Below are 12,660 nucleotides of genomic sequence, written 5' to 3'. Positions count from 1 at the left end.
AGAAGCACGGCTGAGGCGCGAGCTTTAGCTATCGCGGGCTGTTGCCGGAAACGAAAGTGTGGCAACGGCCCGTTTCATTTTGCGGGCACGTTTAAACGCAGATCACGGAGTGTGTGAATGGCGAAGCAACCCGAACTCGACGATTTCCGCGTACCGTTTTTCGAAGACGGCAAAAAGAAGAGCAAATTCTCGCTGGACGATTTCGACCCGGCCGCAAAGCCGTTTTCGACCGGTTCGAAAGAAAGCGACCGCGCACGGTTGTCGGAGATTGGAGCTAAGCTCGACACGTTGCAGGAGTGCCTGCACGCGCAGCAGAAGCGTCGCGTGTTGCTGGTTCTGCAAGGCATGGACACGAGCGGCAAGGATGGCACGATTCGCGCGGTGTTTCATGAAGTCGATCCGCTCGGTTTGCATATCGTCCCGTTCAAGGCGCCGACGCCTGTCGAGTTGGCGCATGACTTCTTGTGGCGCGTGCATGCACAAGCGCCGGCTGCCGGCGAGCTGACGATCTTCAATCGTAGTCACTACGAAGATCTGCTCGTGCCCACCGTGCTCGGCAACCTGAGCGCCGAAGCATTCGAGCAACGCAGCTGCCACATTCGCCAGTTCGAAGAGATGCTGGCATACAACGGTACGACCATCATCAAGTGCATGCTGCACATTTCGAAAGACGAGCAGCGTGCGCGTTTGCAAGCGCGGATCGACGATCCGAGCAAGCACTGGAAATTCGATGTGTCCGATCTCGACGCGCGCAAGCAGTGGGACAAATATCAGGCGGCGTATCGCGATGCGTTAGCCGCCACTTCGACGGATTACGCGCCGTGGTATGTGATTCCGGCCGATTCGAAGACGCATCGCAACGTGATGGTCGCCGAGTTGCTGTTGCGCACGTTCGAAGGGTTGAAGCTCGAATATCCGCCTCCCAAAGAGTCACTGAAGGGCGTCAAGGTCGAGTGACTTTTCCCCTTTGCTCTAACAACGAATTGAACATAAGAGGAACGACATGTTGCGTGTGATTACCGCGAACCTGAACGGCATCCGCTCAGCGGCGAAGAAGGGTTTTTTCGACTGGTTCGGCGAACAGAAAGCCGACGTGCTGTGCGTGCAGGAAATCAAATGCTCGCAAGACGATATGACGCCCGAATTCATGGCGCCGCACGATTTCACCGGCTATTTTCAGCATGCGGTGAAGAAGGGCTATAGCGGCGCGGGCGTGTACACGCGTCATGAGCCGGACGAAGTCGTGATCGGTTTCGGCAGCGAGGAATTCGACGCCGAAGGGCGCTATGTCGAACTGCGGTTCGGCAAGCTGTCGATCGTGTCGGTGTATGTGCCGTCGGGTTCGAGCGGCGAAGAACGTCAGCAGGCCAAGTACCGCTTCATGGACGTGTTCATGCCGCATCTCGCGGAGCTGGCTGAAGAGCGCGAAGTGATCGTGTGCGGCGACGTCAACATCGTCCACAAAGAGATCGACATCAAGAACTGGAAGAGCAACCAGAAGAACTCAGGTTGCTTGCCGGAAGAGCGCGCGTGGCTGACAAAACTGTTCGACGATGTCGGTTATGTCGACGTGTTCCGCACGCTCGATCAGCGGCCGGAGCAGTACACGTGGTGGAGCAATCGCGGTCAGGCGTACGCGAAGAACGTCGGGTGGCGGATCGATTATCAGATCGCGACGCAGGGCATCGCAGGCAAGGCGAAGCGCACCGACGTGTTCCGCGACATCAAGTTCAGCGACCACGCGCCGCTGACCGTCGACTACGACCACAAGCTCAAGAAGTAATCACAAGATGAGCGCCGCCTGAGCCGCAGGCGAACCACAATTGCGCGGCTCGCGAAACTCAATCGCGGACCAGCTTGCGGCGCGGACGGCCCATGCCGGCATAGTCCGGCAGCGCATCCACGCCCTTGCCGAGCGCTTTTGCATAGAGCGGCAGCATATCCGGCAAGCGCTTGATGATGTCCTCGCGGCGCGCCTGCGTGTACGGATGCACGTAGATGAACCCTTGCTCACGATTGCTGCGCGTTGCCGTCGCCAGCTTGTCCCACAGCGTGACCGCCGCGCGCGGATCGAAGCCGGCGCGCGACGCGATATCGCTGCCGATCACGTCGGCTTCGGTTTCGTCGGTGTTTTCGTACTTCATTTCCAGCAACTGCGAACCGATGCCGAGCGGCGCCGCGCCCAGATCGGCGAGCCCGAATAGCTGCGGAATCGCGCCCGACGAACCCAGTTGTCCCGCCTGTTGCTCGCCGAGCCGCTCGCGCGCATGCTCGCGCAACGCGTGCGCGATCTCATGGCCGATCAGCATGCCGAGTTCGTTGTCGTTCAGACGCACGCGGTCAAGCAGGCCGCTATACACGACGATCTTGCCGCCTGGCAGACAGTACATGCGGATATCGGGCGAGCGCACCACCGCAACATCCCACTTCCAGCCCTTCGCCCGCTCGTTCCATTTCAGCGAGTAGGGGATCAGTTTGTCCGTGATCGAACGCACGCGCGTGACGTGTGCGTCGGTCTCGCCGTACAGACGGTTCGCGTGATCCGCGCCGCGTGCGATCTGGTCGAACTCTTCGGCGGCTTGCGCCTCGAGCATCGGCGATGGAATCAGGTTGCGGAATACCACGTAGCCGCCGTAGCGCAGTTGCGAGTTCGGACTGTACGACGCGGACGCGGCCGGGCTTGCAGCCGCTGCTGGCGTCGAGGTGGCCGCAGGCGCTTTTGCAGCTGCGGGCGGCGTAGCGGTAGGCGCGGGCGTCTTAGCCGTTACCGGTTGCGGCGCGGGCGGCGTGGCGGCGGCAGCCGCGCTGCCGGCGGTTGCGGCGCTATTCGCGCTGGGTGCCGCCGGTGTCGCATTCTCGGGGCTCGCTGCGCTCTGCGCCGATTTTGCCGCCGGCGCCGCTGGTGCCGTAGCCGGCGCCGGTGCGCTGGTGGCGACCGCAGGTATGGCTGCCGCGTGTGCGCTTAACGGCGTAGCTAGCGTGACGCCCGCATAGCCGAGCGCCAATGCCGCACGCAATGCGGCGCGGCCGGCCTTGAAGGGCTGAGCCGAAAAGGCGTCCGCGCGCGTCATGCGCTTTGGCAGGAACGCCGTCACGACTGGCTTCTCCAAGGGGCGATCCGCAGCAGAAGCAGCATGCCGGGCAGCGCCAGCGCGGTGCACACGATGAAGTAGTCGAACCAGCCGATCCTGGCAACCACATAGCCGCTTGCCGCCGATGCCAGCGTGCGAGGCACCGAGGCCAGGCTCGTGAACAGCGCGAACTGCGTGGCCGTGTAACGCGGATCGGTGGTGCTGGCGATGTAGGCGGTGAAGGCCGCCATTGTCAGGCCGGTTGTGAAGGTTTCGGAGCCGTAGACGAGTGCGAGCGCGACGGAGCGCGGATCGAGCTGCACGGCCCAGTCGACGCCGACCAGCGCGAGTAGCTTCGTCGTGCCCTGGCTTAGCCAGACGGCGATGTCATAGATCGCGGTAAGACCGGGCGAAGCCGGCCCGAGATGCGCGAGCCACGCGAAACCGAGCGTGGACACCATCTGCAGGATGCCGAAAATCCACAGCCCCCGGCCGATGCCGATCTTCATCAGCCAGATCCCGCCGACAATTCCGCCCGCAAGACTCGCGCCGAATGCAGTGGTTTTCGCGATCACACCGATCTGCGTGCGTGAAAAGCCGATATCGAGGAAGAATGAGGTCGACAGCGTGGTCGCCATCGTGTCGCCGAGCTTGTACAGGAAGATGAAGCCGAGTACGAACAGCGCGCCGCGCCAGCCGTCGCGTTGAATGAATTCGCTGAACGGCTGCACGATCGCTTCGCGCAGATTCTTGGGCGGCGTGCCGTGTACCTCGGGCTCGCGCACCACCAGCGTCATGATCATGCCGGGCAGCATGAACGCGCCGGTGACGATGAAAACGGTGGTCCAGGGCAAATGATCAGACAGAATCAGCGCCAACGAACCCGGCACCAGCGCGGCGATCTTGTATGCGTTCACGTGCACCGCATTGCCGAGACCTTGCTGCGTATCGCTCAGCAGTTCACGCCGGTACGCATCGATCGAGATGTCCTGACTCGCGCCGAAGAACGCGACCAGCGCCGTGAGCGCCGCGACCGTCCAGATCGAGTCGCGCGGAGAGACGAAACCGAGCGCCGCGATCGCGCCCGCGACCAGAATCTGCGTGACCAGCATCCAGCCGCGCCGTCTTCCCGGACGCCAGCCCGGGAAACGCGGCACGTAGCGGTCCATCAGCGGCGCCCAGATGAATTTCCAGGTGTACGGGAACTGGATCAGCGCAAACAGGCCGATTTCCTTCAGATTGACGCCTTCGGAGCGTAGCCAGGCCTGCACCAGATAGACGAGCGTGAACAGCGGCAGTCCGGACGTAAAGCCGAGAAAGACGCAGATCAGCATGCGCGTATTCAGGAACGCGCGCCAGCCGGGATGTTCTACGTGAGCGGTAAGTGCAGGCGCCTCGTGCGGCGGGTTCGACATGTGGATAACTTGCGTTAGCTTTTCTTGACGCGATAGACCGCAAGACTACCACGCCAGTTCACGCCCCACCGCACCACCTGGCCTTCGTGCAGCACCACTCGGTCGAGAATTTCGATGCCCACCTCGGGCGCGAGCGCCTCGAAATCCTTGATGGTCAGCACCCGCACGTTCGGCGTGTTGTGCCATTGAAAAGGCAGCGACTTCGACACCGGCATGCGGCCCTGCAGCACCGAAAGCCGGTGCGCCCAGTAGCCGAAATTCGGAAACGAGACGATGCATTCCTTGCCGACCCGCACCGTCTCGCGCAAGATCGCGGCGGTCTGATGGATGGTTTGCAGCGTTTGCGACAGAATCGCGAAGTCGAAGCTGCCGTCTTCGAACAGACGCAGTCCGTCTTCCAGGTTCTGCTGGATCACGTTGACGCCGTTTTGCGTCGACGCCAGCACGCCGGCGTCGTTGATTTCGATGCCGTAGCCCTGTACGTCCAGTTCTTCGGTCAGCAGCGACAGCAGCGAACCGTCGCCGCAGCCGAGGTCGAGCACGGTTGCGCGCGGTTCGACCCAGCGGGCGATCGCGCGGAAATCCGGGCGCAGCGCCAGATAATCGAGTGCTCGCTGGTTCATGCGTTCACCTCGTTCGCAATACGTTCGTAATAGGCGCGCATCAGGTTGTGATAGCGCGCGTCGTCGAGCAGGAAGGCGTCATGGCCGTGCGGCGCGTCGATTTCCGCGTAGGTCACCGTGCGTTTGTGGTCGAGCAGCGCCTTCACCAGTTCGCGCGAGCGGGCCGGCGCGAAACGCCAGTCGGTCGAGAAGCTGGCGATCAGGTATTTCGCCGTGGTATGCGCGACGGCGGCGGTCAGATCGCCGTCGAAGGCTTTGGCCGGATCGAAATAGTCGAGTGCGCGGGTGATCAGCAGATAGGTGTTCGCGTCGAAGTAGTCGGCGAACTTGTCGCCCTGGTAGCGCAGATACGACTCCACCTCGAACTCGACGTCGAAGTTGAAGTTGTACGCATCCACCGCGCCTTCCGCGCGGCGCAGTGATCGGCCGAATTTCTCGGCCATGTCGTCGTCGGACAGATAGGTGATGTGGCCGATCATCCGCGCGACGCGCAAGCCGCGCTTCGGCTTCACGTTGTGCGCGTAGTAGTTGCCGCCGTGGAAGTCCGGGTCGGACAGGATCGCCGAGCGCGCCACCTCGTTGAAGGCGATGTTCTGCGCGGACAGTTTCGGCGTGGATGCGACCACGATGCAATGGCCGACGCGTTCCGGATACATCATGCTCCACGCCAGCGCCTGCATGCCGCCGAGGCTGCCGCCCATTACCGCGGCAAAGCGCGTGATGCCGAATTCATCGGCGACGCGCGCCTGGGCGTTGACCCAGTCTTCCACCGTCACAACGGGAAACGTCGCGCCGTACGGATTGCCGGTGGCCGGATCGATGCTCATCGGGCCGGTCGAGCCGAAGCACGAGCCCAGGTTGTTCACGCCGATCACGAAGAACCTGTTGGTGTCGAGCGGCTTGCCAGGGCCGACCATGTTGTCCCACCAGCCGATGTCCTTCGGATTGTCAGCGTACACGCCTGCGACATGGTGCGAGGCATTGAGCGCGTGGCACACCAGCACCGCATTGCTGCGCGCGGCATTGAGCGTGCCGTAGGTTTCGACCATCAGGTCGTAACCGGCCAGCGAGCTGCCGTTCTGCAAGCGCAGCGGCTCGGTGAAATGCATTTTTTGGGGAGCGACGATACCGATCGATTCCATTCATTCCGCCATTTAACAAAACAGGGCGGCTAGATGGCGTCGGCGAGGCACGGGGAAAGACGGTGTGCGCGGCTGACGACCTCTTTAGCCGCATTTGTAGTGAACCCCGGGAAACGTTCCCGGTGGTTCGCGCGCCCGCAATCGAGTCAGCAAATCGGCGCGTGAGATGTTCAGGGTGTTCTGGATTGCCGCGCCGGGTGCATTCGGGTGCTGCAATCAGGCGCAAAGTATAGCGGAAATTCTCATGCGGCAACGTCGTGGGCGCTCGCATGAGGCCGCGGACTACTGAAGAATCAGCAGCAACTGGGCGTCGGCGTGTTCGGCGGGCGGCCGCGCAAAGCCGCTGCGCACGTACCGGTGCCAGCGGCCGATGATGTAGCTGAGCAGCAGGCTCGCGCGGATCGCGGGATCGTAGCCGGCGGGCAGCGGCACGGCGGCGTGTGTGCCGCCCGCGCTTGCGGTTTCGCTTGCGTTTGCATCCATTTGAGCGAGCCGCAGACATTGCTTCAACGAAGCCTCGACCCGTTCCAGCATCTGATTGACGCGTTCCGTCAGTCGTTCATGCTCGCCGACCAGTGCCTCGCAGGTCAAAACGCGCGTCATGCCGGGGTTCTTCGCGGGGAAATTGAGCAGCATTAATGCGATCGAACGCGCTTGCAGTACGCCGTTGCTCTCCTTGTCTGCGATCTGGTTGATCAGGCCGAAGATGGTTTGCTCGATGAACTCGATCAGCCCTTCGAACATTTGCGCCTTGCTGGCGAAATGCCGGTACAGCGCGGCTTCCGAGACGCCGAGGCGGGCAGCGAGCGCCGCGGTGGTGATCTTTTCGTTCTTTGGCGCCTCCAGCATCGCGGCAAGCGTCTGGAGGATGTGCACCCGGCGCTCGCCCGGCTTCAGGCGCGTCGCACGTGGGCCCGCCGCGGGTTCGGGCTCGTGTTCGGCTACGGCTTCGTCAGGCTTGTCGATCGGCTGCATGTCTGTCGTCCCTTCAGTCGCACCGAGCGGGTGCCCAGTCGTAACGATTTTAACGAACGAATGCACCGGTCGACATAGTGCGGCCGGCCGGTGCCCGGCAGACGCGTCGGCACGCCGTCCGCATGCGGTTTGCGCGGCAGATGACCGGTGATCCACACGGTGCGGATGCCGAGTCGCCGGTAGTTCTTCAGATGCGAGCGCGTGTCTTCGACGAGGATCACATCGCTCATCGACACGTGCGCGTCGCGCATCGCTTTGCGCAGCATCGCGTGGTCGGGTTTGGCGCGCCAGCCGCGACGGTCGCGCATATGCTCGATCGCGATGACCTGTTCGAACAGCCGCTCGATGCCGAGTTCAGCCAGCACGGCGCGCGCATAGGCTTCCGGGGCGTTGGTCAGCACGATCTTGCGGCCCGGCAGCGCCGCGACGAGGCGCGCGATACCGCGTTCGTGGCGGATCATCGAACCCAGATCGGCAAACGTGTGCACGACCTTCAGGAAATCGTGCGGATCGAGCGGATGATGCCGCGTGAGCCCGAGCAGGGTCGCGCCGTAGCGCTGCGTGTAACCGGCGCGCAGGCGGTTGGCTTCGTCGATTTCGACCTGCAGCGCGTCGATGATGTACTGCGTCATCGCCTGATTGATCGCCGGAAAGATCGCGTGCGAAGCGTGGTGCAGCGTGTTGTCGAGATCGAACAGCCAGACCGGACTGCCACCCGCGATGTGCGGACGACGGCGCCGGGAAGTGGGGGTGCGCATGATGAGTAAAGCCGGCTAGCGGCGTGCTGCCGCGCCGTGCAACGAACGCGGGCGGCTCGCGATGCGAGCGGGGGGAGGAAAGGGGAGTTTATTTTCGCGCGATTGGGCGGCGCGGTGTGAGGCGAGCTGCGAACCGGGCTGCGGACCAGGCTGAGAAGCGAGCAGTACAACGGGCATGCATGGCGCGCATGTTGGGCGCGCCGTGCATGCCGTGCTCGAGGCGCGGATCAATGCGAACGGATCATCGTGCCGAACGGCTGTTCGGTGAGAATTTCCAGCAGAACCGAGTGCTCGATCCGGCCGTCGATGATGTGCACCGAACGCACGCCGCTCTTCGCTGCGTCGAGCGCCGACGAGATTTTCGGAAGCATGCCACCGGAGATCGTGCCATCGTCGAACAGGCCGTCGATTTCGCGCGCCGACAGATCGGTCAGCAGATTGCCTTCCTTGTCCATCACGCCGGGAATGTTGGTCATCATCACGAGCTTTTCGGCGTTCAGCACGACCGCCAGCTTGCCCGCGACCAGATCCGCGTTGATGTTGTACGACAGGCCGTCTTCGCCGAAACCGATCGGCGAGATCACCGGAATGAACGCGTCGTCCTGCAGCGCTTTCACGACCGCCGGATTGATCGCCTCGACTTCGCCGACCTGGCCGATATCGACATACTGGCCGGGATTGTCGCGATCCGGCATCAGCATCTTGCGCGCGTGGATCAGGCCGCCGTCCTTGCCGGTCAAACCGACGGCGTGGCCGCCGAAATGGTTGATCAGCGTGACGATATCCTGCTGCACTTCGCCGCCGAGCACCCATTCGACGACTTCCATCGTCTCTTCGTCGGTGACGCGCATGCCCTGGATGAACGTACCCTGCTTGCCGATTTTCTTCAGCGCCTGGTCGATTTGCGGACCGCCGCCGTGCACGATCACCGGATTGATACCGACCAGTTTCAGCAGAATCACGTCGCGCGCGAAGCCTTGCTTCAGGCGCTCTTCGGTCATGGCGTTGCCGCCGTATTTGATTACCACGGTCTTGCCGTGATATTGGCGAATATAGGGCAGCGCCTCGGCCAGAATTTCAGCCTTGAGGGTGGGCGCGATCTGCGAAAGGTCGGGAAGCTCGGACATGGCGGCAGGCTCAGGTACGGGACAGTTGAAACAGGGCGAATTGTACAGGACTGGCGCGCTGCAACAGGGTTTTCGACACCGGTGCTGGCGGCGGGCGACACGTGCCTGGCGCACTGCGCAATCGACGGCTCAAACAGGCGGCCGGCGGGCGAACAAGCGTACGGCCAGTCACGGCAGGCCGTGAATAGACCGAACGGCCGACTAACGGAGCCGCGCCACTCGTGGCATCATTTCCTGACCGATGCTTCAGCAAGACCATCCGGCCTGTCATGAAACCGTCTGCTTCCCGCTCCCAAAGCAGCGCGCGTTGTCCGCGTTGCGGCAACGCGTTCGACTGCGCCATGCATAGGGAGCCGTTCGACTGCTGGTGCCGCGCCATGCCCGCATTGCCGGCCGACAGGCTGGATCCGAGCGGCCGCTGCCTGTGCCCCGAATGTCTCGCCGAGGAGATCGCAAGAGCCGCGCAAGCCGGGCCTGGCGCCGGTCCCGCTTGAAACCGGCGCGCTGTGGCGACGCTGTGGCGAGCTACGCCGCCAGCGAGCCCATCTGCGGAAACGAATTCCAGATCAGGCGGTCGCCTTCGCGATGAACGCGCTCGGCCAGCAACGGAATATAGCGGCTGAACTGCAGCACGTCGCCCATGCCCTGCTCGCCCCACATCAACAGCGTTTTGCCGGCGAGCAACTCGCCTTGCCAGGTCGGAGCCGGCATCTGTGGGCGGTTGCCGCCCAGTTCTAAAGAACCGTTCCAGCGCGCTTCTTGGGCCGGCCAGCCGTGCGCGTAATTACCGCGCATCAGCAGCAACATGCTGAGATTGGAGCGCACGGTCGCGTCGTTGGGCGCAAGTGCACAGGCGGTCCTTTCGGCTTGCTCCGCGTCGTCCCAGCGTTGCGCTTCACGCAGTGCCAGCGCATAGTTGTTATGCGCCAGCGGGCTATGCGGCGCGCATTGCACGGCTCGTGCGCCGGCCTCGAGCGCGCGCGACAGATTCAAACCTGTGCGGCTTGCCTGCATGAGATTGGTCCAGGCGTCGCCTTCGCCAGGTTCGTCTTGCACTGCGTTTTTCAATAGCGCGAGCTGTTCGCTCAGGTCGCCGCCGGTGAGCATCAGCGCGCCAGCGAGGTTGCTGCGCAACTGCGGCAGCCGCGGATCGAGCGCGAGTGCGCGACGATACGGTGCAATCGCTTCGCCATGCCGGTTCGCCAATTGCAGCATGTAGCCAAGGCGAAAGTGTGCAACAGCGCGGTTTGGGTCGAGTTGGGCAATAATGGCGGCGAGCGCGATGGCGTCGCCGTGACGGTGTTGCGCAAGCGAAGCCGTGGTCAGCGAATCGAGTGAGTCGTCGTCGAGTGGATGCAGTTTCGCGGCGGCATCGAGCCAACGGGCCTGTACTCGTGCCGTGCCGTTTTGTTGAGCTGCGGCAGCATGCCGCAGAAAATTCAGGAAAGCTGACGAGACGTGCTGCTCGGAATCTGAGGACGGAGACGGTACGAGTATGTCCGGACGGCTGGAGAACCGATGGTGGGCGATGGCCCGTGCGGCGCTATCGCAAAAAATCCATGTTACCGGCGCGACGTCGCGAGGTCAGTCAGACTAGTCCGACAATTCCGAACAGGTAAACTGACGTCATGCATCGTATTACCAACACCGGCCGGGTCAATCTCGGTCATCTGTTCTGGCTGCGCAGCCTCGCCATCATCGGCCAACTGATGACGATCGCGTTCGTGCAGACCTTCATCGGCGTGCACCTGCCGTTGCCCGCGATGTTGCTCGTGATCTCGCTCGAAGTGATCTTCAACGGCCTCACATGGTGGCGAGTCTCGCAGCAGCGGCCCGAGTCAAATCTCGAATTGTTCGGCCAGATCTGGGTCGATCTGGGTGCGTTGTCGGCGCTGCTGTTTCTGTCCGGCGGCACGACCAATCCCTTTGTCTCGCTGTATTTGCCGTCTCTCGCGATTGCCGCGGCCGTGTTGCCGTGGCGTCTGATGGCGTGGCTCGCCGCCTTCGCGGTGGCCTGCTACGCCGTGCTTGGTTTCGATTCGGTGCCGCTTAATCTCGATAACCCCGCCAACCTGTTCGATTACTATCGCGCAGGCATGTGGGTGAACTTCATGGTCAGCGTTGGCTTGATTGCGTGGTTCGTGGCGCGTATGTCGCGGGCTCTGCGGCTACGTGACGCAGCGCTTGGCGAGGCCCAGCAGCGCTTGCTGCAAGACGAGCGCGCCGTCGCACTCGGCGTGCAGGCCGCCACCGTCGCGCACGAAATCGGCACGCCGCTGTCTACTATTGCAATGCTGTCCGAAGAATTGCGCGACGCCGCGCGCACGGATCGGGGCCTCGCGCCCTATACCGCCGATCTCGAACTGCTCGAACAGCAAATGACGTTGTGCACCTCGGCACTTGCCCGGCTGCGCAGCCGCGCATCGACGTCGAGCAACCGGCAACCGGTCGCCGAGTGGCTCGAGTCGTTCGGAGAGCAATGGCGCTTGCGCCATCCGCATGTGAAATTCGAGCGGCTCGGCGTGCCGCCCGCGGAGGTCAGTCTTGACGACACGGTTGCCGTCAGTCAAATTCTCACGATTTTGCTGGACAACGCGGCGCGTGCGAGCCGCGATCATGTGACGCTGGCATGTACGCTCGCGAAGCAAGGCGACCAGATCGAATTCGAAGTATGCGACGCGGGCCCAGGTATTCCGCCGGCGTTGCGCGGTTCACTCGGCGCGATGCCGGTCGACAGTACGCAGGGCGGGCACGGCGTGGGTCTTTATCTGGCGTTTTCAGCGGCGGCGCGCCTGGGCGGTTCGATCGAATTGACCGACGTGAGTGAGAACAAGCCACGTGGCACGCGCGCAGTGCTGCGGCTACCGCTCGCGGCGCGCAAATTATCCGGCACGGGCCGTCGCGGCGCCGCGCCATCCAACACGGAGAAACAGGCATGAGCGATATGAATTTTCTGGTGATCGACGACGATGAGGTGTTCTCCGGCATCCTCGCCCGCGGTCTGACGCGGCGCGGCTACACGGTGGCCGAAGCGCACAACGCGGACGAGGCGATCAAGCTCGCGAACCAGCAGAAGTTCAGCCAGATCACGGTGGACCTGCATCTCGGCAACGACTCGGGCCTCACGCTCGTCGCGCCGCTGCGCGACTTGCAGCCGGACGCGCGGATGCTGGTGCTGACCGGGTACGCGAGCATTGCGACCGCGGTGCAAGCGGTGAAAGACGGCGCCGATAACTATCTGGCGAAGCCGGCGAACGTCGAAACGATTTTGTCGGCGCTGCAAAGCGAAGCGAGCGCGTTGCAAGCCGAAGAGGCGATCGAGCATCCCACGCCGTTGTCGGTCGCGCGTCTCGAATGGGAGCATATTCAACGCGTGCTCGCTGAGCATGGCGGTAATATTTCGGCCACCGCGCGCGCGTTGAACATGCATCGTCGAACGCTGCAGCGCAAGTTGGCCAAGCGGCCGGTCAAGCAGTAAGCGCTGGGTCTTTCGTTCGCAGGCCAGAAAGCAAAACGGGCTGCCTTTTACAAGGCAGCCCGTTTTTTACG

12 protein-coding genes and 1 pseudogene are annotated in these 12,660 nt (G+C 62.9%); 5 read left to right on the top strand and 8 right to left on the bottom strand.

Annotated features, from left to right (window positions below):
- Nucleotides 1–117: 117 nt before the first annotated feature.
- Nucleotides 118–957 carry a PPK2 family polyphosphate kinase gene (locus WN982_RS20260; RefSeq protein WP_341313669.1) on the top strand — a complete coding sequence of 280 codons (840 nt, stop codon included), beginning with the start codon at nucleotides 118–120 and terminating at the stop codon, nucleotides 955–957.
- 46 nt (nucleotides 958–1,003) lie between these two features.
- Entirely contained in the window at nucleotides 1,004–1,783 is a 780-nt protein-coding gene (locus WN982_RS20255) for an exodeoxyribonuclease III (RefSeq protein ID WP_341313668.1), read from the top strand.
- 58 nt (nucleotides 1,784–1,841) lie between these two features.
- On the opposite strand, the gene WN982_RS20250 is transcribed toward WN982_RS20255, so the two are convergent.
- The 7 genes from WN982_RS20250 to argB form a co-directional block, all read right to left on the bottom strand.
- The gene (locus WN982_RS20250; protein WP_341315852.1) at nucleotides 1,842–3,071 is read right to left on the bottom strand and encodes a M48 family metallopeptidase; all 1,230 of its coding nucleotides are present in this window, start codon (nucleotides 3,069–3,071) and stop codon (nucleotides 1,842–1,844) included.
- Between the two features lie 20 nt (nucleotides 3,072–3,091).
- Nucleotides 3,092–4,486: an AmpG family muropeptide MFS transporter gene (locus WN982_RS20245; protein WP_341313667.1), complete on the bottom strand. Its 1,395-nt coding sequence runs from the start codon at nucleotides 4,484–4,486 to the stop codon at nucleotides 3,092–3,094.
- A 14-nt stretch (nucleotides 4,487–4,500) separates the two neighbouring features.
- A complete protein-coding gene (metW, locus tag WN982_RS20240) occupies nucleotides 4,501–5,109 on the bottom strand; it encodes a methionine biosynthesis protein MetW (protein WP_341313666.1) in 609 nt (202 codons plus the stop codon).
- A complete protein-coding gene (locus WN982_RS20235; RefSeq protein ID WP_341313665.1) occupies nucleotides 5,106–6,251 on the bottom strand; it encodes a homoserine O-acetyltransferase in 1,146 nt (381 codons plus the stop codon). Before WN982_RS20235 ends, metW begins: the two co-directional genes overlap by 4 nt.
- A gap of 282 nt (nucleotides 6,252–6,533) precedes the next feature.
- Nucleotides 6,534–7,226 (bottom strand): nucleoid occlusion factor SlmA, encoded by a 693-nt coding sequence (gene slmA, locus WN982_RS20230; protein WP_341313664.1) that lies wholly within the window; start codon nucleotides 7,224–7,226, stop codon nucleotides 6,534–6,536.
- Nucleotides 7,193–7,984: a pyrimidine 5'-nucleotidase gene (locus WN982_RS20225; protein ID WP_341313663.1), complete on the bottom strand. Its 792-nt coding sequence runs from the start codon at nucleotides 7,982–7,984 to the stop codon at nucleotides 7,193–7,195. The genes slmA and WN982_RS20225 overlap by 34 nt, the downstream gene beginning before the upstream one ends.
- Before the next feature lie 227 nt (nucleotides 7,985–8,211).
- Complete coding sequence (gene argB, locus WN982_RS20220) at nucleotides 8,212–9,111, bottom strand: acetylglutamate kinase (protein WP_341313662.1); 900 nt, start codon at nucleotides 9,109–9,111, stop codon at nucleotides 8,212–8,214.
- Between the two features lie 269 nt (nucleotides 9,112–9,380).
- Between argB and WN982_RS20215 the strand changes: the two genes are divergently transcribed.
- Nucleotides 9,381–9,605, top strand: coding sequence for a cysteine-rich CWC family protein (locus WN982_RS20215; RefSeq protein WP_341313661.1), 225 nt, complete (start codon nucleotides 9,381–9,383; stop codon nucleotides 9,603–9,605).
- Between the two features lie 40 nt (nucleotides 9,606–9,645).
- Here WN982_RS20215 and WN982_RS20210 read toward each other — a convergent pair.
- A pseudogene (locus WN982_RS20210) lies at nucleotides 9,646–10,545 on the bottom strand (hypothetical protein); the annotation flags it as partial.
- Nucleotides 10,546–10,739: 194 nt separating this feature from the next.
- Here WN982_RS20210 and WN982_RS20205 point away from each other — a divergent pair.
- Both WN982_RS20205 and WN982_RS20200 read left to right on the top strand, forming a co-directional pair.
- Complete coding sequence (locus tag WN982_RS20205) at nucleotides 10,740–12,050, top strand: ATP-binding protein (protein ID WP_341313660.1); 1,311 nt, start codon at nucleotides 10,740–10,742, stop codon at nucleotides 12,048–12,050.
- The gene (locus WN982_RS20200) at nucleotides 12,047–12,589 is read left to right on the top strand and encodes a response regulator transcription factor (protein ID WP_028197735.1); all 543 of its coding nucleotides are present in this window, start codon (nucleotides 12,047–12,049) and stop codon (nucleotides 12,587–12,589) included. The genes WN982_RS20205 and WN982_RS20200 overlap by 4 nt, the downstream gene beginning before the upstream one ends.
- The last annotated feature ends 71 nt before the right edge of the window (nucleotides 12,590–12,660 follow it).

It is taken from the genome of Paraburkholderia sp. IMGN_8, assembly GCF_038050405.1.
In the GTDB taxonomy this organism is placed as follows: Bacteria; Pseudomonadota; Gammaproteobacteria; order Burkholderiales; family Burkholderiaceae; genus Paraburkholderia.
This window is presented reverse-complemented; position numbering and strand designations above follow the sequence as displayed.

What these genes read in the sequence shown, in the direction of transcription:
- WN982_RS20215 (WP_341313661.1), top strand. Translation starts at nt 9,381, where the DNA reads ATGAAACCGTCTGCTTCCCGCTCCCAAAGCAGCGCGCGTTGTCCGCGT.
- WN982_RS20255 (WP_341313668.1), top strand. Translation starts at nt 1,004, where the DNA reads ATGTTGCGTGTGATTACCGCGAACCTGAACGGCATCCGCTCAGCGGCG.
- WN982_RS20200 (WP_028197735.1), top strand. Translation starts at nt 12,047, where the DNA reads ATGAGCGATATGAATTTTCTGGTGATCGACGACGATGAGGTGTTCTCC.
- slmA (WP_341313664.1), bottom strand. Translation starts at nt 7,226, where the DNA reads ATGCAGCCGATCGACAAGCCTGACGAAGCCGTAGCCGAACACGAGCCC.
- WN982_RS20235 (WP_341313665.1), bottom strand. Translation starts at nt 6,251, where the DNA reads ATGGAATCGATCGGTATCGTCGCTCCCCAAAAAATGCATTTCACCGAG.
- argB (WP_341313662.1), bottom strand. Translation starts at nt 9,111, where the DNA reads ATGTCCGAGCTTCCCGACCTTTCGCAGATCGCGCCCACCCTCAAGGCT.
- WN982_RS20225 (WP_341313663.1), bottom strand. Translation starts at nt 7,984, where the DNA reads ATGCGCACCCCCACTTCCCGGCGCCGTCGTCCGCACATCGCGGGTGGC.
- metW (WP_341313666.1), bottom strand. Translation starts at nt 5,109, where the DNA reads ATGAACCAGCGAGCACTCGATTATCTGGCGCTGCGCCCGGATTTCCGC.
- WN982_RS20205 (WP_341313660.1), top strand. Translation starts at nt 10,740, where the DNA reads ATGCATCGTATTACCAACACCGGCCGGGTCAATCTCGGTCATCTGTTC.
- WN982_RS20260 (WP_341313669.1), top strand. Translation starts at nt 118, where the DNA reads ATGGCGAAGCAACCCGAACTCGACGATTTCCGCGTACCGTTTTTCGAA.
- WN982_RS20250 (WP_341315852.1), bottom strand. Translation starts at nt 3,071, where the DNA reads ATGACGCGCGCGGACGCCTTTTCGGCTCAGCCCTTCAAGGCCGGCCGC.
- WN982_RS20245 (WP_341313667.1), bottom strand. Translation starts at nt 4,486, where the DNA reads ATGTCGAACCCGCCGCACGAGGCGCCTGCACTTACCGCTCACGTAGAA.